General features: G+C 72.3%; 17 protein-coding genes. 7 read left to right on the forward strand and 10 right to left on the reverse strand.

Translation table 11 applies throughout. From position 1 onward, the window contains the following. Positions 1–33: 33 nt before the first annotated feature. Both B118_RS0116985 and B118_RS0116990 read left to right on the forward strand, forming a co-directional pair. On the forward strand, positions 34–846 hold the full coding sequence (locus tag B118_RS0116985) for an S-adenosyl-L-methionine hydrolase (protein ID WP_028193071.1): 813 nt from the start codon (positions 34–36) through the stop codon (positions 844–846). A 38-nt stretch (positions 847–884) separates the two neighbouring features. After that, entirely contained in the window at positions 885–1703 is an 819-nt protein-coding gene (locus tag B118_RS0116990; RefSeq protein ID WP_018220624.1) for a DNA-formamidopyrimidine glycosylase family protein, read from the forward strand. Between the two features lie 34 nt (positions 1704–1737). Here the strand turns inward: B118_RS0116990 and B118_RS0116995 are convergent, their stop codons facing one another. After that, positions 1738–2517: an NAD(P)H-dependent oxidoreductase gene (locus tag B118_RS0116995; RefSeq protein WP_018220625.1), complete on the reverse strand. Its 780-nt coding sequence runs from the start codon at positions 2515–2517 to the stop codon at positions 1738–1740. 136 nt (positions 2518–2653) lie between these two features. Between B118_RS0116995 and B118_RS0117000 the strand changes: the two genes are divergently transcribed. Beyond that, positions 2654–3502, forward strand: coding sequence for a helix-turn-helix transcriptional regulator (locus tag B118_RS0117000; protein WP_018220626.1), 849 nt, complete (start codon positions 2654–2656; stop codon positions 3500–3502). An 18-nt stretch (positions 3503–3520) separates the two neighbouring features. After that, the gene (locus B118_RS0117005; protein WP_080678064.1) at positions 3521–7327 is read left to right on the forward strand and encodes a hypothetical protein; all 3807 of its coding nucleotides are present in this window, start codon (positions 3521–3523) and stop codon (positions 7325–7327) included. Between the two features lie 47 nt (positions 7328–7374). Here B118_RS0117005 and pspM read toward each other — a convergent pair whose 3' ends face one another. The 7 genes from pspM to B118_RS0117040 form a co-directional block, all read right to left on the reverse strand. Further along, positions 7375–8154, reverse strand: coding sequence for a phage shock envelope stress response protein PspM (gene pspM, locus B118_RS0117010; RefSeq protein WP_028188697.1), 780 nt, complete (start codon positions 8152–8154; stop codon positions 7375–7377). A gap of 23 nt (positions 8155–8177) precedes the next feature. After that, positions 8178–9053, reverse strand: a complete 876-nt coding sequence (locus B118_RS0117015; RefSeq protein WP_018220629.1) for a PspA/IM30 family protein — start codon at positions 9051–9053, stop codon at positions 8178–8180. 147 nt (positions 9054–9200) lie between these two features. Next, positions 9201–9656, reverse strand: coding sequence for a helix-turn-helix domain-containing protein (locus B118_RS0117020; protein WP_018220630.1), 456 nt, complete (start codon positions 9654–9656; stop codon positions 9201–9203). A 201-nt stretch (positions 9657–9857) separates the two neighbouring features. Continuing rightward, positions 9858–10385: a CinA family protein gene (locus B118_RS0117025; RefSeq protein WP_018220631.1), complete on the reverse strand. Its 528-nt coding sequence runs from the start codon at positions 10383–10385 to the stop codon at positions 9858–9860. A gap of 25 nt (positions 10386–10410) precedes the next feature. Then, on the reverse strand, positions 10411–10998 hold the full coding sequence (gene pgsA, locus B118_RS0117030) for a CDP-diacylglycerol--glycerol-3-phosphate 3-phosphatidyltransferase (protein ID WP_027658277.1): 588 nt from the start codon (positions 10996–10998) through the stop codon (positions 10411–10413). A 56-nt stretch (positions 10999–11054) separates the two neighbouring features. Then, positions 11055–12578 (reverse strand): 30S ribosomal protein S12 methylthiotransferase RimO, encoded by a 1524-nt coding sequence (gene rimO / locus B118_RS0117035; protein WP_018828051.1) that lies wholly within the window; start codon positions 12576–12578, stop codon positions 11055–11057. 130 nt (positions 12579–12708) lie between these two features. Continuing rightward, positions 12709–13629 (reverse strand): ornithine cyclodeaminase family protein, encoded by a 921-nt coding sequence (locus tag B118_RS0117040; protein WP_028193073.1) that lies wholly within the window; start codon positions 13627–13629, stop codon positions 12709–12711. 102 nt (positions 13630–13731) lie between these two features. On the opposite strand from B118_RS0117040, the gene B118_RS0117045 reads away from it, so the two are divergent. Next, positions 13732–14046: a DMT family transporter gene (locus B118_RS0117045; RefSeq protein ID WP_018220635.1), complete on the forward strand. Its 315-nt coding sequence runs from the start codon at positions 13732–13734 to the stop codon at positions 14044–14046. A 95-nt stretch (positions 14047–14141) separates the two neighbouring features. Here B118_RS0117045 and B118_RS0117050 read toward each other — a convergent pair whose 3' ends face one another. After that, the gene (locus B118_RS0117050) at positions 14142–16607 is read right to left on the reverse strand and encodes an FtsK/SpoIIIE family DNA translocase (protein ID WP_026270843.1); all 2466 of its coding nucleotides are present in this window, start codon (positions 16605–16607) and stop codon (positions 14142–14144) included. A gap of 112 nt (positions 16608–16719) precedes the next feature. Here B118_RS0117050 and B118_RS0117055 point away from each other — a divergent pair, with 112 nt between their 5' ends. Next, entirely contained in the window at positions 16720–17196 is a 477-nt protein-coding gene (locus B118_RS0117055; protein WP_018220637.1) for a type III secretion system chaperone family protein, read from the forward strand. Then, positions 17193–18827: a type III secretion system chaperone family protein gene (locus tag B118_RS0117060; protein WP_018220638.1), complete on the forward strand. Its 1635-nt coding sequence runs from the start codon at positions 17193–17195 to the stop codon at positions 18825–18827. Before B118_RS0117055 ends, B118_RS0117060 begins: the two co-directional genes overlap by 4 nt. Before the next feature lie 35 nt (positions 18828–18862). Here B118_RS0117060 and B118_RS0117065 read toward each other — a convergent pair whose 3' ends face one another. Next, on the reverse strand, positions 18863–20551 hold the full coding sequence (locus tag B118_RS0117065) for a ribonuclease J (protein ID WP_018220639.1): 1689 nt from the start codon (positions 20549–20551) through the stop codon (positions 18863–18865). Between the last annotated feature and the right edge of the window lie 28 nt (positions 20552–20579).

Genomic DNA, 20579 nt, shown 5'->3' on the forward strand with positions numbered 1-20579 from the left:
GTCGACCGGGTTGGCTCAGCTAGCCTTCCCTCCATGGCGCCGACGCCCTGGATCTCCTTCACCACCGACTACGGTCTCGCCGACGGTTTCGTGGCCGCCTGCCACGGGACGCTGGCCCGGCTGGCGCCCACCGCCCGGGTGATCGACGTGACCCACCTGGTCCCACCCGGCGACGTCCGGCGCGGTGCGGCGGTGCTGGCGCAGACCGTGCCGTACCTGCCGGCCGCCGTCCACGTCGCCGTGGTCGACCCCGGCGTGGGCACGGCCCGCCGGGCGATCGCCCTCGCCGCCGGGGACGGACTGCTGGTCGGACCGGACAACGGGCTGCTGCTGGACGCGGCGACGGCGCTCGGCGGGGTCAGCGCCGCGGTGGAGCTGACGAACCCGGACTGGCTCGGAACGCAGCTGTCCGCCACCTTCCACGGCCGGGACGTCTTCGCGCCGGTCGCGGCCCGGCTGGCGCTCGGTGCGCCGCTCGCCGACGCCGGCCCGGCCGTCGAACCGGGCACCCTGGTCCGGCTACCCACCCCGCTGGTCCGACCAGAGCCCGACGGGTTCACCGCCGAGGCGCTGACTGTGGACCACTTCGGCAACGTGCAGCTCGCGGCGACGGGCGCCCTACTGGGACCGCTACCCCGGTCACTTCGGGTCGCGCACCGGCCAACGGGCCCGGACCGCGTCGGTGCGCACGCGGTGCACGCCCGGACGTTCGACGACGCGCCGTCGGGAGGGCTGTTGGTGTACGTGGACTCGGCCGGCCTGGTCGCGGTCGCGGTCAACGGTGGGCGGGCCGCCGACCTGCTCGGGGTGGCGCCGGGCGACCAACTCCGCGTCACCGCCGGTTGACGCCAGCGCCGACGCCGCCCGAGCGGGAGGATGGGGAGGTGCCCGAAGGCGACACCGTCTGGAACACCGCCCACGTACTTCAGCGGGCGCTGGCCGGCGACCGGTTGGTCGGCGCGGATTTCCGCGTGCCGCAGCTCGCCACGACGAACCTCGCCGGCTGGACGGTCCGGGAGTCAACCAGCCGGGGCAAGCACCTGCTGCTGCGGCTCGCGGCTCCGCACACCGACCACGGCGACGACGACCACGGCGAGCGCTGGACGCTGCACTCGCACCTACGGATGGACGGCACCTGGCGAACGTATCCGCCCGGACGGCGCTGGTCCGCCCGCCCAGCACACCTGATCCGGGCGGTGCTGCGCGGCCCCCGGGCGGTGGCCGTCGGCTATCACCTGCACGACCTCGCCCTCGTGCCGACCGCCGCGGAGCACCGCCTCGTCGGCCATCTCGGCCCGGACCTCCTCGGCCCCGACTGGGACCCGGTCGAGGCAGTCCGGCGCCTCACCGCCGGCCCCGAGGTCACCATCGGCACCGCCCTGCTCGACCAACGCAGCCTCGCTGGGGTCGGCAACCTCTACAAGTGCGAGGTGCTGTTCCTGCGCGGGGTGTCGCCGTGGACGCCGGTGCGCGCCGTACCCGACCTGATCGGCCTGGTCGCCCTGGCGCAGCGGCTGCTCGCCGCCAACCGGGGGCACTGGACCCAGAGCACCACCGGATCGCGGCACCGGGGACAGACCACCTACGTGTACGGCCGGCGGGCTCAGCCCTGCCGCCGCTGCGGCACCACGATCCGTCGGCAGGAGCAGGATGAACGGGTCACCTACTGGTGCCCGACCTGCCAACCCGAACGTCCCGGCTGAGACAGACCGTCGAGACGGTGGCCGGCGACCGCGGTCAGTCCCTCAGGTGCAGCCCAAAGCTGGTACGGCCGCTGGGCTCCAGCCCCTCCTTCAGCCGCAACGAGGGGATCTCGTAGTCGCCGGAGTTCTGCTGTCGGAACGCGATCGGCTCGGTCGACTCCAGGGTGAGCAGGCGCTGCGTCCAGGCTTTGGCGATGTCCGGGTAGTCCTCGTCGGTCAGCCGATCGGCGCCGTACAGCACGAACGGCGGCAGCACCTGCATACCCGGGTAGTAGAGAATGCCGTGCTGGATCGGGAACAGCAGGTCCTCGATGGGGCCGTTGATCCCACGATCAGAGTAGTGCGGCTCCGATCCGCCGGCGGTCACCGACAGCAGTGCCTTCCTGCCAGCCAGGGTGCCTTCGCCGAAACGGTCACCGAACCTGGTGTCGCTGTACTCGCCGACGCCGTACGCGAAGTGGAAGCTGAACACCCGATCCACCCAGCCCTTGAGGATCGCGGGCATGGTGAACCACCACAGCGGGAACTGAAAGATGACCGTGTCGGCCCACCGCAGCTTCTCCTGCTCGGCGAGGACGTCCGGGGTGAGTGTCCCGGCGTCGAAGGCTCGGCCCGAGTCCAGCGCGACCTTCAGCCGGCCGGAGGCGTCGGGCTCGTGGTCCGTGCGGTCCACGACCGCCTTCCAGTTCATCGCGTACAGGTCGCTGACCCGCACCTCGTGCCCGGCGGTGCGCAGGGTGGAGACGGCGAGGTCCTTCAGCGAGCCGTTGAGCGACTTCGACTCTGGGTGGGCATAGACGATCAGTGTCTTCATGAGGGCTCCCCTTCGGATCGGTGTCTCGATCCTGGGCGCCGGGGCGCTCGATATTCAGGGGCGCCGCTTCCTCGGACGGGACGTCCTGGTAACAGCAGTACCACCCACCCGGCAGTAGCCCGGCGATACTGGGAGGATGGACAGTCTCGCGAGCTTCCTGCGGACCCGGCGTTCCCGGGTCGACCCGACGGCCGTCGGCATCCCCACCGACCGGCACCGCCGGGTGCAGGGGCTGCGCCGCGAGGAGGTCGCGCACCTGTCCGGAGTCAGCGTCGACTACTACCAACGCCTGGAGCAGGGCCGCGCGACCCAACCCTCCGACCAGGTCCTCGACGCGCTCGCCCGCGTTCTCGGCCTCGACGAGACCGGACGCGAGCACCTCTTCCGGCTCGCCCGACAACGTCGCCACCGCACGAAGACACCGGGCGGGCGGGTCCGGCCCGAACTGCTCCACCTCCTCGACCTGATGGCCGACGCGCCCGCGCTGATCATGAACCATCGCCTGGACGTGCTCGCCGGAAACCGCCTCGCCCGGCTCCTCTACGGCCTGCCGATGCCGGGCCTGAACACCGCTCGGCACATCTTCCTCGAGGAGGACGAACGCGGTCTGTACGCGGACTGGGAGGCGTGCACACTCAACGTGGTCGGACATCTGCGCCTGGCCGCCGGCAAGTACCCCGAGGAGCCCCGTCTCACCTCGCTCATCGGCGAACTGGCGATGGGTAGCGAGCGCTTCCGCGGCCTCTGGGCCCGCGCGGACGTACGCGCCCGCACCCACGGACGCCGAACATATCGGCATCCGCTGGTGGGGCTCCTGGAACTGCACCAGGAGAGCCTCATGCCACCGGACGAGTCCGGCGTGGAACTGCTGGTCCTGTCCGCAGCCCCCGGTAGCCCCAGCGAGGACGGGCTACGCCTGCTCGCGGGGCTGGGCACGGACGAAACGACGGGCGGTCGCAGAAAGGGACGATTGGACACTTCCTAACCCACCCCCACAGGTCGCATGCTGCGGTGGAGCGCTCACACACCGTTCGTTTCGCGCGTCCACCGCCACGCCGAGGTGGTCGGTGCCGCGCCCGACGCCGGGAGAGCCATGGACCTGTTCCGCAGACTCCGGATCCCCTGGGCCGAGCGACCCGCCACCAACCACACAGACGCCACCGATGACGACGGCCCGCTGGTGCCGGCGACACGGAGCGCGCGGGACGCTGCGGCGAGCCCGCCAGTGGAGGCCCCGGACCCGCCGACGGCCCTGGATCCGGCACCACCGACGGCCCTGGACCCGGTGGCACCGACAACGCTGGACCCGGCGGCGCTGCCCCGCTGTTTCGGCCGGGTCCCGAACCACGCGCACAGCCCGCTGCCGACCGTGGACGACGATGGCGACGTGGTGCCCGGCACCGGCATCCGCAAATTCGTCGACCCGCTGCCCACGCTCGGCTCGGCCAACGACCCCGGCCGCCTGCCGGTGGCCGTACCCGACACCATCACCTACCCGGGCTGCGACTACTACGAAATCGGCCTTCAGGAGTACGCGCAACAGCTGCACCGGGACCTGCCGGCCACCCGGCTGCGGGGATACCGGCAACTGAATCTTGGTACGGACTCGACCGGGCACAACACGGTCCCCCCACCGAGGTGCCCGGTCCACCTCGGCCCGGTGCTCGTCGCGCGGCGCGGCCGACCAGTACGGGTCAAGTTCATCAACCAGCTTCCCGCCGGTCGGGCCGGTGAGCTGTTCCTACCCGTTGACCCCACCATCCACGGTGCCGGTCCCGGGCCACTCGACGGGCCGGCACCATACCCGCAGAATCGGGCGGTGCTGCACCTCGCTGGCGCGCAGACCGGTTGGATCAGCGCCGGAAACCCATGGCACTGGATCACACCTGCAACAGAGATCACCCCGTACCCAACCGGTCCTGGGCTGACCCCCGTGCCGGACATGCCGCCGCCCGGCCGGGGGGCCACCACGTTGTACTACCCGAACGAGCAGAGCGGCCGGCTACTCGCGTACCACGACAACACCGTTGGACTGGCCCGGCTCACCAGCTACTCGGGACAGCTGGGCATCTACCTGATCACCGAACCGGCTGAGGACGACCTGGTCGCCGACGGGGTGCTGCCCGCCGACCAGATCCCGCTGGTCTTCGAGGACAAGACCTTCGTGCCCGACGACAGTCAGCTGGCCGCCACCGACCCGACCTGGGACCGCGACCGCTGGGGGGCGCGGGGCAGCCTCTGGCACCCACACATCTACCAACCCCGGCAGAACCCCTACCGCAACGATGGCATCAACCCGACCGGGCGCTGGGACTACGGGCCGTGGACGCGAACCGCCGAAGAGTTCGGGACCGACGGCACAACCAGCCCCAACGGCACCGAACCCACCGGCACCGGACCGAGGCCGGTCCCGAACCCACACCACGACCCGGTCGACGACGCCTCGGCTGAACCGCCGATGGCACCCGGCATACCGCACCCGTCGGCGGTGCCGGCCGCGTACGGCGACACGGTGCTGGTCAACGGCGTCGCGTACCCCTGGCTGGCGGTCGAGCCGCGCGCCTACCGGTTCCGCGTCCTCAACGCGTGCCTGGACCGCAGCTTGAACCTCCAGCTCTACCACGCGCGCTCCGCCGGCCCGATGTGGGACAGCGATGGCAGGCTGGCCGACCCGAACGCCGGCGAGGTACCGATGGTCGCGGCGGTTCCGGTGCCCGGCCGGCCCTCCTGGTGGCCGACCGACGGGCGGGAGGGCGGGGTGCCGGATCCCCGTGCCGCCGGCCCCGACCTGGTGCAGATCGGCAACGACGGGGGCCTCCTACCGGCCCCCGCGGTGCTCCCCAACCAGCCGGTGACCTACCGGTACGACCGACGCGACCCCACCGTGCTCAACGTGGACCGGCACACGCTGCTGCTCGCCCCCGGAGAGCAGGCCGACGTGCTGGTGGACTTCGCCACCGTCACCCCCGGCAGCACCGTGCTTCTCTACAACGACGCCCCGGCCCCGTTCCCCGCCTTCGACCCCCGCTATGACCACCACACCGAAGCCCCGGACCACACCGCCGGGGGCGGGACACCACCGAGCCGTCCCGGGTACGGGCCGAACACCCGTACCCTGCTGCTGTTCCGGGTGGCCGGCGTTCCGAAGCCCCGCTACGACCTGGCCCGGCTCCAGGAGCGGCTGCCCCGGGCGTACTCGGCCAGCCAGCGTCCGCCGGTCGTGCCGCAGCCCGCCTACGACGCGGCGTTCGGCACCCGCACGGCCCAAGAGACCGTCGTCCCGGTACACGCTGCGACGGTCACGTTCGCCCCCACCGGCAGTACCTACCCCATCCTGCTGCCGCTCGCCGTGAAGTCGATCGGGGAGGTCTTCGAGCCCGCGCACGGCCGACTCGCCGGCCGCTTCGGCGTCGGTCCACCACCCGGAGCGTCCCGCACCCCGGCCGTGACACCACTCGACCCGACCGATCCGGCCACCGAGGTGGTGTCGGTCGGCGAGTCGGCGGTAACGGGGGACCCGGTCATCGACGAGGTGCAGTTGTGGCGGCTGCGCGGCACCGGTCGACACACCCAGCCGGTCCGCCTCGACGGCGTCGACCTGCAGCTGGTCAACCGAGCCGGGTGGGACGGCACGCTCCGCGCGCCGGCACCGAACGAGCTGGGCTGGAAACAGGTGATCCGGGTCAACCCACGGGAGGATGTGGTGGTGGCACTGCGCCCGGTCGCACCGCCCCTCCCATTCAAGATCACGGACAGCGTACGACCGCTGGACCCGAGCCGACCAGCGAGCATCCACCCCCCAGGCGCGCCGCGCGGCGGCCAAGCCGCCCCGGCGGGCACCCAGCCGGTCAACCTGGGCTGGGAGTACCGCTGGCACAGCCAGCTCGCCGGCTACCGCGACCAGGGCCTGAGCCGGCCGCTGGTGCTGCGGGTCGCCCCGAAGGCCCCGACCGGGCTGACCGCAACCCCCGGACCCGGGTCGGCCACCACGCTGCCGGCGATCCTGCTCGCCTGGACCCGCAACGGCGACCGGCCCCCCACCACCAGCCACCAACTCCAACGGGCCACCGACCCGGTGTTCACCGATGGACTCGCCACGATCACGGTAGCCGCCAACGCCACCCGGTACACCGACGCGACCGTCATTCCCGGGGTGACCTACCACTACCGCATCCGGACGGAGAACGCGGTCAGCTGCTCGGCATGGTCGAACTGCGCGCCCGCATCGGTGCAACTCACCGCACCGACCGGCCTGGCCGCGGCGGTGCCGCCGGCCGCACCGCTACGGGTGGGGCTGCAGTGGCGCAATCGCTCCTTCGCCACCGGCGTTGATGTGCAGCGCGCCACCAACCCCACGTTCACCAGCGGGCCCGGCACCACCGCCATCAGTGTCGGTGACACCCATCTGGACACCGCCGTGGCGCCCGACACCCGCTACTACTACCGGGTCCGCACCACCTACCTCGGCTCGGCCTCCCCCTGGTCCAGAGTGGCTCAGGTGACCACACCACCCCGACCGGGGGCACCGGAGTCGGTGACTGTCACCGCCACCGCGGTCGCACCGGACACGGCGACGGTCATCCTCGGTTGGACGACGAGCGCAGCCGTCGGATCCGGGGCCGGCTTCACCGTGCAGCGGGCCGCGGACCCGGCGTTCAGCCAGGACGTCGCCACCTTCACCGTGCATGGACGGGGGTTCACCAACACCGGCCTGGCCCGCCGAACCACCTACCACTACCGGATCCGTGCGTTCAACGTCGTCGGACTGTCCCCGTTCGCCGCCCCGATCGTGGTGACGACGCCGGACTGACACCCCAACCCGGCACCGCCAGCCGGTGGTGGCTTCGGCCCCGTTGTTCAGGAGGCGCGGTAGGTGGGGTCGGTGGCGCGCAGCTCCGCCAGGGCCGACGCCACCCCGTGCAGCAGGTCGGTCGCCTCGGTGAGCCGGGCCACCGCCGGTTCTTGGACATCGGACCGTACGTTTTCGGCCACGTAGCCAGCGGCGGCCGCCACCAGCCGCTCGTACGCCTCGACACCGTCGCGCAGTTGGTCGGCGAGGGCCGTCCGGGCCTGCTCAAGCGAGGGCCGGGTGTCGGGTGGCGCAAACCGGATGGCCCGTTCGACCTCCCCGACCCGGAGGGCGAGGTCCCGCAGCGAGTGGTCGGCCGCGGTGGCCTCGGCGACCGCGGGCGCCGCCAGCCCGGTCAACCGGCCCCGCAGGCCGGCGAAGGTCGACCCGGCCCGATCCAGCCGGCCCCACGGCTCGGCGGCGCTGGTGCCGCGCAGCGCGACCCGGGACCGTACCCGTCGGGCCTCGGCGAGCATGCCGGAGCCGGCCGGGAGGCGCTGCACCGCCGCGACCAGCCGGGCCCGGGACTGGGCCGCCGCCTCGGCCGGGCCCAGCTCCGGCGGCGCCGGCTGGGCGGCGAGCGCCCGCAGGTCGGCCCAGCGCCACGCGGCGAGCACGATCGCCCCACCCGCGCCGGCGGCCCAGGCCGCGTCGGGCAACCCCAGACCGGCGTACGGCGTCAGCACCGCCGCGGCACCGCCGAGCCCACCGGCGATGACGCTCCACCGCCGGGCAGAGCGCCGCCGGCGGGCCAGCCGCCGGAAGTATCGCGTCCGCTCGTCCGCCACGTCGCCTCCCCATCCCGCGCAGCTCAGCCGGCGGCGGTGCTGTCCCCAGTGCCGCGTTCGCGACCCAGAGTGGAGCGAATCTCGTCGAGCCGGGCCACGGCGGCCGAGTCGGCGACCGGAGCACCCTGCTGCTCGGGCCGGGTGACGGCGGGCCGCTCGGCCGCGCCGCGTAGCTGTTCGCCGGCCATGCCGGCGCGGATCTGATCGAGTCGGGCGGAGCCGGCCGCGTCGAGGGCCGCCTGCTGAACGTCGAGCATCTGCCCCTCGACCGAGTTGCCGGCGAGCTCGGCTCGACCCATCGCGTTGGCGTAACGCCGCTCGATGCGCTCGCGCACCTCGTCCAGGGTGGGGGTGGTACCCGGGGCGGTGATCGCGGACATCGACTCCAGCGATGCGGCCACGTTCTCCTGCATCTTGGCCTGCTCAAGCTGGCTGAGCAGCTTCGCCCGCTCGGCGAGCTTCTGCTGGAGGATCATCGAGTTGTTCTCGACCGCCTTACGCGCCTGCGCCGCCGCGCCGAGCGCCTGGTCGTGCAGGGTCTTGAGGTCTTCGGTGGCCTGCTCCGCGGCTACCAGCTGGGTGGCGAGCGCCTGGGCGGACTGCTCGTAGCGGGTGGCTTCGGTGACGCTGCCCCGGGCGCGGGCCTGATCGGCCAGGACCAGGGCCTGGCGGGCGTTGCCCTGCAACCGCTCGACCTCGGACATCTGTCGGGACAGCTTCATCTCCAGCTGCCGCTGGTTGCCGATCACCGCGGCGGCCTGCTGGACGAGCAGCTGGTGCTGCCGCTGCGATTCCTCGATCGCCTGCTGAACCTGCACCTTCGGATCGGCACGCTCGTCAAGTTTGGTGCCGAAGAGCGTCATCAGATATTTCCAACCCTTGACGAACGGGTTCGCCATCTCCGCGGTATCCCCTCACTAGCAACGCGGCCGGCCGCGACCTGGCCGGCCGCGACGGCAGTGACTCCATCGTCGCAGGCGGATGCCAGTATGGGCAGCCGCCGACAACCCAGCGGGGCCACGGTGCCACGACAACCCTACGCGCGCTCAGGCGGCGCAGACCACGTCCCGGTCCGTTGCGCGAACCCGGGTGTGCAGGGTCGCCTTGAGCGGCGACTCCTGGCGGACCTGCACCGACACCGTGCCGTCCGAGGAGGAGACCTGGCGGACCGCCCGGCCGGCGGTCTTGCCGTGGTTGGCGGCCGGGACCGGGGCGGGCTGCTGCCCGGTCGGCTCGTCCTGGACCGGCACCAGCACCCCCGACATCTGCTCGGCGAGCGCCACCGTGTCGCTCACCTCACGCAGCAGCTCGGAGAGGCGGGCGCCAAGCGCGTCACAGATGGCGGCCAGCAGCTCGCTCGACGGTTCCTTGTGCCCACGCTCGATCTCGGAGAGATAGCCGAGACTGACATTGGCGGCAGAGGAGACCTCGCGCAGGGTGCGGTGCTGCCCCTGCCGGCGTGTCCGTAGCGCGTCACCGATCAGCCGGCGTAGCAGGACCATCGCACCTCCCCTGGAGGAACACTCCGTGCGTCGACGACCCGGGGAATCCGGGCCCCGACCACCGGAACCTTCCCGCAACCGTACCCGGTGCCGGCTTGACCGACATACCGCCCCGCCTGCCGAATCAGGCTGCGGGCCGGCTAGCCCACCGAATGACAACGCTGTCGACAAAGAGTGCCGACCGTATCACGGTCGGTGTCACTACGCACCATCGGCCGTATCGCGGGGTGCCCCGGCCACCCGTTCGGCCAACAGTCGAAACGCCTGCACCACACTGGCGGACCGAATGAGCTCACGGCCCCCACCCAGCTCCAGCCGGCGCACCACGCTGCCACCCGGACCGGCCACCGCCACGTACACCAGGCCGACCGGCTTCCCGCCCTGTGGCTCCGGCCCGGCCACCCCGGTGGTAGCCAGGCACCAGTCGGCAGCACACCGGCGCCGACCTCCCTGCGCAAGCGCCACGGCCACGTCCGGGTCGACCGGACCACGCCCGGCGAGCAGCTGCTCCGACACGTCGGCCAGCCGGGACTTCAGCTCGGTCGCGTAGACCACCAACCCACCGCGGTAGACGCTGCTCACCCCGGCGACCTCCACGATCGTGGCGGCGAGCAGACCACCGGTCAGCGACTCGACCGTGGCGAGCGTCTCCCCCCGTTTGGCCAGGCTGTGCACGATGCTGGCGGCGGGGCTTCCGACGGGCTGCTCGGCATCCGCTCCCAGCCCCATGGCTACTCTCCCCTCGCCGTCCTGGTCAGCGCGCGTGCCGCCGTAGACGAAGCGCCCGCACCACGTAGTCGATGCCACTGACCACCGTAACCGCCACCGCGACACCCATGACCCATGGTCCGACCAGGTCCAGCGGCGCCGGCACAGGCCAGAGATACCAGACGATCGCGAGGGTCTGCAGGGCCGTCTTGATCTTCCCGCCCCGGCTGGCGGCGATGACGCCGTGCCGGATCACCCAGAACCGCAGCGCGGTGATGCCCAGTTCCCGAAGGAGGATCGTGACGGTCACCCACCACGGAAGCTGGTCGTAGGCGGAGAGCAACAACAGCGCGACGCCGGTAAGCGCCTTGTCCGCGATCGGGTCGGCCACCTTACCCACCGAGGTGACCAGCCCGAAACGGCGAGCGATCCACCCGTCCACCAGGTCGGTGAGGGCAGCCCCGACGAAGACCAGACAGGCCACGATCCGCCAGCCGACGTGGGTCATCTCGGAGACGACCACCGAGGCGGCGAAGACCGGCACCAACACCAGCCGCAGCAATGTCAACGCGTTGGCGGCGTTGAGCACCGGCACCCGGGGAGCCGCCGGCGCTGGCTCCGCCGCTCCGGTCATCGCCGTGTCCCGCCGCCGCTCCGGCCCCGCGCCCTCCGTATCCTCCCGCCGCACCGTCACCGCGCCACGCCCGGCGCGGCCGAGATCATCGCCTCCGGTACGGCGACAAGGTCCACACCCTCCGTAGCGGTCACCGTGCACTGAACCAGGTCACCAGGGCACAGGGCGGTAAGGTCCACGCCGCCCTCGGCCGGGGCGACCAGGGTGGTTGAGCCATCCACCTCGGGGGCCTGGTGCGCGGCCCGACCCTCCACCGCACCACCGTCGACCGAGTCGACCAACACCTGCACCGTCGAGCCGAGCCGCTGCTCGGCCCGCTGCGCGCAGAGCTCGTCGGCGAGGGAGCTGAGTCGGTCGTAGCGACGCTTGACGGTAGCGGCGGTGACCTTGCCGGGCAGGCCGGCGGCCTCGGTGCCGTCCTCGTCGCTGTAGTCGAACACCCCGATCGCATCCAGCCGCGCCTCCTCCAGGAAGCGGACCAGCTCGGCGACGTCGGCCCGGGTCTCGCCGGGAAACCCGACGATGAAGTTGCTCCGCGCGCCGGCCTCCGGCGCGAGCTCCCGGATACTGCCCAACAGTTCCAGGAACCGGTCGGTGGAGCCGAATCGACGCATTCGCCGCAGCACCGTCTCGCTGGAGTGCTGGAAGGAGAGGTCGAAGTACGGGGCGACGCCCGGCGTGGTGGCGATCGTCTCGACCAGTCCGGGACGGGTCTCCGCCGGCTGGAGGTAGCTCGCCCGCACCCGAACGATGCCGTCCACCGCGGCGAGCTGGGGCAGCAGCTTCTCCAGCGCCCGCGGGTCGCCCAGGTCCTTGCCGTAGGAGCTGGAGTTCTCGCTGACCAGCACCAACTCCCGTACCCCGGTCTTGGCCAGCCACTCCGCCTCGGCGAGCAGCGCCTCCGGCGGACGGGAGACGAACGCGCCGCGGAAGGCGGGAATGGCGCAGAAGGCACACCGTCGGTCGCAACCGCTGGCCAGCTTGAGCGACGCGACCGGTCCGGTGTCGAGCCGACGCCGCAGCACCGGACGCAGATGCGCCGGGGTGTGCTCGTCCACCTCGATCGGAGCGGACCGCGTGCCGGAGTGCGACCCGGTGGCCGGGGTGCCGTGGCCCGGCAACGACACCGCCGCCTCCGCCCGCCGTACCGGGGTGAGCGGGAGAAGCTCGCGCCGGTCCCGCGGGGTGTGCGCGTCGATCGCGGTTCCGGCGAGCACCGTCTGGAGCCGATCAGAGATGTCCGGGTAGTCGTCGAAGCTCAGCACCGCCTGCGCCTCGGGCAGGCTCTCCGCGAGCTCCCGCCCGTACCGTTCGGCCATGCACCCCGCCGCCACCACCTTCGCGCCGGTTTCGGCGGCGGCCAACAGCGTCTGGATCGAATCCTGCTTGGCCTTCTCGACGAATCCGCAGGTGTTCACGACCACCACGTCGGCGCCCTCACCGTCGGTGGTCACCTGCCAGCCGTCGGAGTGCAGCCGGGCAGCCAGCTCCTCGGAGTCGACCTCGTTGCGGGCGCAGCCCAGGGTCAGCAGGGCGACGCGGCGGCCGTCGGCGGGTGCGGGAGGGGTGGCAGACACCATCCGAGGGTACCGGGCGCCGGTTGACCGCCCGGCAACCGCCAGCGGCCGGCCTCGACCGCGCGCCCGTCCGGGTCAACCCAACAGCGCCACACCGGGGGTCAGCCAGCCCGCGGGGTCGCACACCGGTTGGTCAGACCGTCGCGGCAACCCGGACCAGGCGATCGAGCAGGAAGAGCTCGGTGCCGCCCAGGCCGGTGGCACAGAAGGCGGAGATCTGGTCCGCGCTGGTCCGGCCCGGCACCGCCGCCGCCAGGACCGCACCCAGGTCACGCAGCCGTTCGGCGTACGGGGGTAGGGCGGCGAGCATCGGTGGGGCGTACCCGGCGGCCTGGGCCGGCGAGTCGGTGACCAGCACCTCGGCCCGGTCCAGCAGATCCGGGCCGAACTCGTGCCGGTCTACCTGCTTGAAGCCCACCGCGTTCACGTGGGCCCCGGGCGCGAGGTCCGCGGCGTCCACCACCGGGGTGGTGCTGGAGGTGGCGATCACCACGATGTCCCGGTCGGCGACGGCCGCCGCCGCGGAGTCGACCGCCCGCGCCGGTACGCCCAGTTCGGCGCGGACCCGGCTGACGAAGGCGGTACGCCGCGCCACCGAGCGGCTGTGCACACGCACCTCCCGCAGGGGCCGTACCGCCGCGGCGGCCCAGACCTGCGCCCACGCCTGCCGACCCGAGCCGACCACCCCGAGCGTGGCCGCGTCCGGGCGGGCCAGCGTGTCGATGGCGACCCCACCCAACCCACCGGTACGCCGGGAGCTCAGCTCCGTCCCGACCGCGACCGCCCGGACGCCGCCGGTGCTGGCGTCGTGTAGCACCGCCACCGGTTCGCTTCCGGGGAGCCCGAAGGTGTCGTAGGAGCAGGAGCCGTACCACTGACCGACGAGGTGCCCGGCGGTCAACACCATCCGGCCCCCGTCCAGCGGCGCGGTGGCGCGGGGCGGGGCGACCAGTCGACCGTCGTGGGCGGCGTGCAGCGCGTCCCGCATGGCGGCGATGGTCGTCGGGGCGTCGAGCGCGGCGGCGACCTCGGAGTCAGTGAGAAGCGGCGGCATGGACCGATACTGCAAGATAAAGTCAGGTTCAGCTCCAGTCATGGTGGTGAAGATCACCTTCACCGCACTGCTCCGCTCTCCGGCAGCTGCTACCGTCCGGCAATGGCCTGGATCGTGCTGGTGATCTCCGGACTCCTCGAAACCGCGTGGGCCATCGCCCTCGACCGCAGCGCCGGCTTCAGTCGGCTCGTCCCCACGATTGTCTTCGCCGTCACGGCCGCCCTGAGCATGATCGGCCTCGCCTACGCGCTCCGGGAGATCCCGGTCGGTACCGGCTACGCGGTCTGGGTCGGCATCGGCGCGGTCGGTACCGCCGTGGTGGGGATGGTGGCGCTGAACGAGTCAACCAGCCTGCCCCGGATCCTCTGCCTCCTGCTGGTGATCGCCGGCGTGATGGGCCTGAAGATCTACCACTGACGCCCGGCCCCGGGAGACGCCCGGCCCCGGGACCGGACTGACCCCGCTCGGCACCGGGGCCAGACCGAATCCGTCGGGCACGACGACCGTCCCGGTCAGTCCTCGCCACCGCGCAGGCCGGCCAGAACCTCCGGCAACTCGTCCGGCTTCACCAGCACATCCCGGGCCTTGGAGCCCTCAGACGGGCCCACCACGCCGCGGGTCTCCATCAGATCCATCAACCGACCCGCCTTCGCGAAACCAACCCGCAGCTTGCGCTGCAGCATCGAGGTGGAGCCGAACTGCGAGGTCACCACCAGCTCAACCGCCTGCACCAGCAGGTCGAGGTCGTCGCCGACATCCTCGTCGATCTTCTTCTTGCTCTCCTGGGCCACGGTGAGCACATCCGCGCGGAACTCCGGCTCCCGCTGCTCCTTGCAGAACCGAACCACATCGGCGATCTCCCGCTCGGTCACCCACGCGCCCTGGATTCGGACCGGCTTGGCGGCACCCATAGGCAGAAAGAGACCATCACCGCGACCGAGCAGCTTCTCCGCACCCGGCTGATCCAGGATGACCCGCGAATCCGCCAACGACGAGGTCGCGAAGGCGAGCCGGGACGGCACATTGGCCTTGATCAGACCGGTCACCACGTCCACCGACGGACGTTGGGTGGCGAGCACCAGATGGATGCCGGCGGCCCGGGCGAGCTGCGTGATCCGGACGATGGAGTCCTCCACGTCCCGCGGGGCGACCATCATCAGGTCGGCCAGCTCGTCCACGATCACCAGCAGGTACGGGTACGGCCGCAGTTCCCGCTCACTGCCGGGCGGAGCCGTGATCTCACCATTGCGAACCTTGCGGTTGAAGTCGTCGATGTGCCGCACCCCGTTGGCGGCCAGGTCGTCGTAGCGCATGTCCATCTCGCGCACGACCCACTCCAGCGAGTCGGCCGCCTTCTTGGCATTCGTCACGATCGGCGTGACCAGGTGCGGGATCCCCTCGTAGCCGGTCATCTCGACCCGCTTCGGGTCGATCAACAGCAGCCGCACCTCGTCCGGGGTGGCCCGGGTCAGGAGCGAGACCAGCAGTGAGTTCAGACAGCTCGACTTCCCCGCGCCGGTGGCCCCCGCGATGAGAATGTGCGGCGTCTTCGCGAGGTTGGCCACCACGTAGCCGCCCTCGATGTCCTTACCGAGCGCGACCACCATCGGATGATGGTCACCAGTGGCCGCCCGGGAGCGCAGCACATCGCCGAGGGCGACATTCTCCGGATCGGTGTTCGGAATCTCCACGCCGATCGCGCTCTTGCCCGGGATCGGGCTGAGGATGCGCACGTCCGGCGACTTCACCGCGTACGCGATGTTGCGGGAGAGCTGGGTGATCCGCTCCACCTTGACCCCGGGGCCCAACTCGACCTCGTACCGGGTCACCGTCGGCCCCCGGGTGAAACCGGTAACCGCGGCGTCCACGTCGAACTGCTCAAACACCCCGGTCAACGCGGCGATCACCTCGTCATTGGCCCGGCTGCGCTTCTTGGGGGCGGCACCACTGCCCAGCAGCGTCGCCGGGGGCAGCGCGTAGTCGCCCGCCAGCCCGGTCAATGCGAGTTGCTCGGCCCGGGTGGGCAGCGGCGAGTGCTCCGGCGGCTCCGCCGGCTTCCGACTGGCCGGCACCTTCGCCGACGACCTGCGGGGCAGCACGAGCGTCTCCTGCAGATCCGCGCCCGCCAGGTCGTCGGCGAAGTCCGCCGGGTCCGGCGGTGCTGGCGGCGTCCGCTTCGCCGCACGCTTGCGAACCGGCTTGCCGGTCTCCGCCGCGGCCTCCTCGGTGGCCTCCGCGCCGGCCGGGGTGCCGACCACCGTGCCGGCCAACAGACCGAGCCGCTCCGGAATCTTGTTGATCGGGGTCGCGGTGACCACCAGCAGCCCGAAGACCAGGAGCAGCAACAGCAGCGGCACGGCCACCCAGGCCGTCACCGCCCGCTCCAGCAGGCTCCCCACCCCCGCACCGATCAGGCCGCCCGCGAAGTCCCGCTGCGCCGGCGAGGTCGGCTCCTGCCCGATGTGCAGCAGCGCGGCCGTAGCGACCAGCATGGACCCCCAGCCGACCGGCCCCCGCCCCCGGTGCTCCGGAGCGGTCGGCTCCCGCATCAGCCGCCAGGCACCGATCATCAGCAGCACCGGCACCACGACGGCGATCGCACCGAGAAACAGCCGTACGGTGTCGGCCAGCCGCTCCCCGACCGGTCCGGCCTTTTCGAACCAGATGCTGGCCGCGCTGAGCAATGCGATGCCGAGCACCAGCAGCCCGGCGCCGTCGCGCCGGTGCTCGGGGTCGAGGCCACGGGCCGCGGCGGCCTGCCGGCCGGCGGCGCGAACAGACCAGCCCACCCCGTGCGCGAGGCCCATCCACAGTGCCCCGAGCGCCCGACCCACGGAACCGGCCGGGCTGGTACGGGCCGTAGGACGACGCTTGGCGGCAGCGCGGGGCTTCTTCGCCGGCTGCCGGGCACGGTTGTTCGTGTTGCCTCGTGGCGACGCGCCGCGCCGCCGACTCGCCTGAGAGGTACGGCCCGCCATAGCATCAACCTAGCGGCGGTACCCGGTGGATCGCCGCTATTCCAGGTCGTGTCCGCGCGTCGGCACGCGAATCCGCCGCCGGTCGTGATATTCGCCTCAGAAGGGATGCCGCATGGCGTCGCCGACCGGGGATATTCCGGACCGCCTCCTGGGCGGCTACCCGGGCACCCTGAGCCCACTCACCAATGAGCTGGTCGCCACCGTACTCACCCAGCGGGGATACACGGTGGAGACCGACCCGGCCGGGGAGCTGGTCGGCCGGTGGGCCGACAGCCTCATCTGGTTCCGGCGGCCCGGGACCGCCGGCGAGCTACTCCAGGTACGCACCGTCGTGGCACCCACGTTCGCGATCGAGTACGTCCCCGCGCTGCACGCCTTCTGCAACGCCTGGAACCACGACCGGCTCTGGCCCAAGGCGTTCGTGCACGTCGAAGATGACGGTCGGGCACGAATCTGTGGGGAGGTCATCACCGACCTCGAACGCGGTGTGACCCCGCACCAACTCGACCGGCTCCTCGACCGCGGCATCACCACCGGTTGTCAGCTCGCCGCCGAGGTGGCCCGGCTACCCGGCGGGGTGCCGTCGTGATCGGGCAGCCCGGCGGCCGCGGGCTGGACGAGTTCGGCTGGCCGGGATGGCCACCACGCCGCCAACGACCCGGGCGGAACGGCCGCCCCCTCGCCGAGGAGCTGGCCGACGCCCGGGACTCCCCCGACGGCGAGACCCGCAGCGCCGAGCTGGAACGGATCGCCGCGCGCGCCGACGCCGCCGGCGACGACCAGTCGGCGCTGGAGGCCCGGCTCGCGCTGATCGAGACCTACCTGCTCGACGAAGGGCGGTGGCGCCTGGTCGAGCCGGTCCGCCGCTGCCTCGCCGCCGTGGACCGGCGGCCCGACCTGCTGCCGCCCGACGGTCACGAAATTCTGGCCCGCTACCGGCGGTACGCGGTCGAAGCGCTGCTCGGCAGCCCACGTGGTGGCCTGGACCAGGCCCGGGCCCTCCTCGACGACCTCGGCACCGCCGACACCGCGACCGCCGCCGAACTCTACTGCCGGATCGCGGACCACCTCGGCGACGAGCCGACCGCCCGGTCCTGGTACGACCGCTGGGTAGCGGCGCCCGCCACCCCGGCCGACGGCTGCGTCAGCTGCGCCGCCGTCCGACGGGCGGAGCTGCTCGCCGGGTGGGAGGAGTGGTCCGCCGCGCTGGACGTCCTGGCCGGCGTGAGCCCGGGCGACTGCACCGGAGCACCCGAACGGGGGCTCGCCGCGGGGATGCTTCCGTGGCTCCGGGTCGGTGCCACCGAGTCGGCCGCGGCGGCGCACGTGCACGCGTACCAGCGGCACCGACGCGAACGGGCCGGCTTCGCATACCTCGCGGCGCACCTGCGCTTCTGCGCGCTCAGCGGAAACCCGGTCCGCGGGCTGGCCGTCCTCACCGAGCAGCTGCCCCAGCTGGACCGGGCGCCCGACGAGCTCTCCGCGATGGAGTTCGCCGCCGCCGGGGCGCTGGTGTGCGGGGTCGCGGTCGCCGCCGACCTCGGCGAGCAGCGGGTGCACCGCCCCGCGTACGGGCCACGGCCCGCGGCCGACCTCGATCTCGCCACCCTCGGGGCCGCGCTGACCGACCTGGCCACCGGGCTCGCCGGCAGCTTCGACGCGCGCAACGGCACCGGGCACCAGTCCGGGCGGGTCGCCTCCTGGCTGGACGAGCGGGGCGCAGCCGACCGGGCCCTGGCCCACCCGGTGGCGCTGCCGTTCGAGCGCCCGGACGACGACGAACCCGACCGCGAGCCGGACGACCAACCGGCTGACCAGCCCGCCCCGCTCAGCCTGGCAGCGATCACCAGCGCCCTGGACCGGCGCGGCGACAAGTACATCCTGGACGCCACGGACACCGTCGTGGGGCGCTGGGGCGAGGCGCTGATCCAGGTACGGCGGGCCGGCGAGCGGGGCGAGGTCCTGCACGTACGCGCCGTGGCCAGCCGCCGGCTGCCCGCCGACCGGCGCGCCGAGGCGTACGCGTTCTGCAACGCCTGGAACCAGGACCGGCTGCTACCGACGGCCTACGTGCACGACTCCGGCGCCGAACTGGTGTTGGCCGGCGATGTCAGCACCGACCTGTCCCACGGGGTCGCGCCCACCCAGCTGGATGTGCTGCTGGCCGCCGCGGTACGCACCGGCTCGGCGTACGCCGACGCGGTCGCGGAGCTGCCCTGACCCGGGCCGGCTCCCCGACCCTGCCGCGCCTCGGCTCAGACCTCCACCACGTTCGGCACGATCATGGGCCGACGGCGGTAGGCGTCGTTGACCCACCGCCCCACCGTGCGCCGCACGATCTGCTGCAGCTGGTGCGGGTCGGTGATGCCGTCGGAGGCCGCGCGGTTGAGCGCCTCGGTGATCAACGGCACCACCGGGCTGAACGCCTCCGGGTCCTCGGAGAAGCCCTTCGCGGAGACGGTCGGCCCACCGACCACCTTCCCGGTGACCGAGTCGACCACCACGGTGGCCGCGATGAACCCGCCGTCGCCGAGGATCCGCCGCTCGGTGAGCAGCGACTCCGACACGTCCCCGACGGCGAGGCCGTCGACGTAGACGTACCGGCTCCTGACCCGTCCGACCAGGCTGGCCCGCCCCTCGACCAGGTCGACCACGTCGCCGTCCTCACAGAGCACCACCCGATCGGCGGCGACTCCGGACTCGACGCCGAGCCGGGCGTGGGCGCGCAGGTGCCGCCACTCCCCGTGGACCGGCATCAGGTTGCTCGGCCGAACCATGTTGAGCAGGTAGAGCAGCTCGCCAGCGGGGGCGTGCCCGGAGACGTGCACCTTGGCCACGTCCTTGTGCACGACGACGGCACCCGCCCGGGCCAGCCGGTTGATCACCCGGTAGACGGAGGTCTCGTTGCCGGGCACCAGCGAGGAGGCGAGCACCACGGTGTCGCCGGGAGCGATGGTGATGTGCCGGTGGTCACCGCTGGCCATCCGGCCCAGCGCGCTCATCGGCTCACCCTGACTACCGGTCGACATCAGCACGATCTGGTCGGGCGGCATGCTGGTGGCCTCGTCGAGCCCGACGACCAGGCCGGGCGGGATGTTCAGCAGACCGAGGTCGCGGGCGATGCCCATGTTGCGCACCATCGACCGGCCGATCAGCGCCACCTTGCGGCCATGCTCCACCGCGGAGTCGAAGACCTGCTGGACCCGGTGCACGTGCGAGGCGAACGACGCGACGATGATCCGGCCCCGAGCCTTGGCGAAGATCGAGTCGAGCACCGGGCCGATCTCCCGCTCGGGCGTGACGAAGCCGGGGATCTCGGCGTTGGTGGAGTCGGACAGGAGCAGGTCCACCCCCTCCGCGCCGAGCCGCGCGAAGCCGGCCAGGTCGGTGATCCGGCCGTCCAGCGGGAGCTGGTCCATCTTGAAGTCACCGGTGTGCAGCACCAGGCCGGCCGGGGTGCGGATGGCCACGGCGAGCGCGTCCGGGATCGAGTGGTTGACCGCGAAGAACTCACACTCGAAGGGGCCCAGTTGCTCCCGACCGCCCTCCCGCACCGTCAGCGTGTACGGCTGGATCCGCCGCTCGGCGAGCTTCGCCTCGACCAGGGCGAGGGTGAACTCCGAACCGACCAGCGGGATGTCCGGCTTGTGGGCGAGCAGGTACGGCACCGCGCCGATGTGGTCCTCGTGGCCGTGCGTGAGCACGATCGCCTGTACGTCATCGAGGCGGTCCAGGATCGGGGCGAAGTCGGGCAGGATCAGGTCCACCCCCGGCTGCTCCACGTCCGGGAAGAGCACGCCGCAGTCGACGACCAGCAGCTTCCCGTCGTACTCGAAGACGGTCATGTTCCGACCGATGGCGCCGAGCCCGCCCAGCGGAACGATCCGCAACCCACCCTCGGGCAGCGGCGGCGGCAGTTCTGTCTCGATTCGCGCCTCGGTCACGCGTTCACCTCATTCTGCGACGCCGTCA

The sequence above is a fragment of the Salinispora pacifica CNR114 genome (genome assembly GCF_000514775.1).
Classification (GTDB): domain Bacteria; phylum Actinomycetota; class Actinomycetes; order Mycobacteriales; family Micromonosporaceae; genus Micromonospora; species Micromonospora pacifica.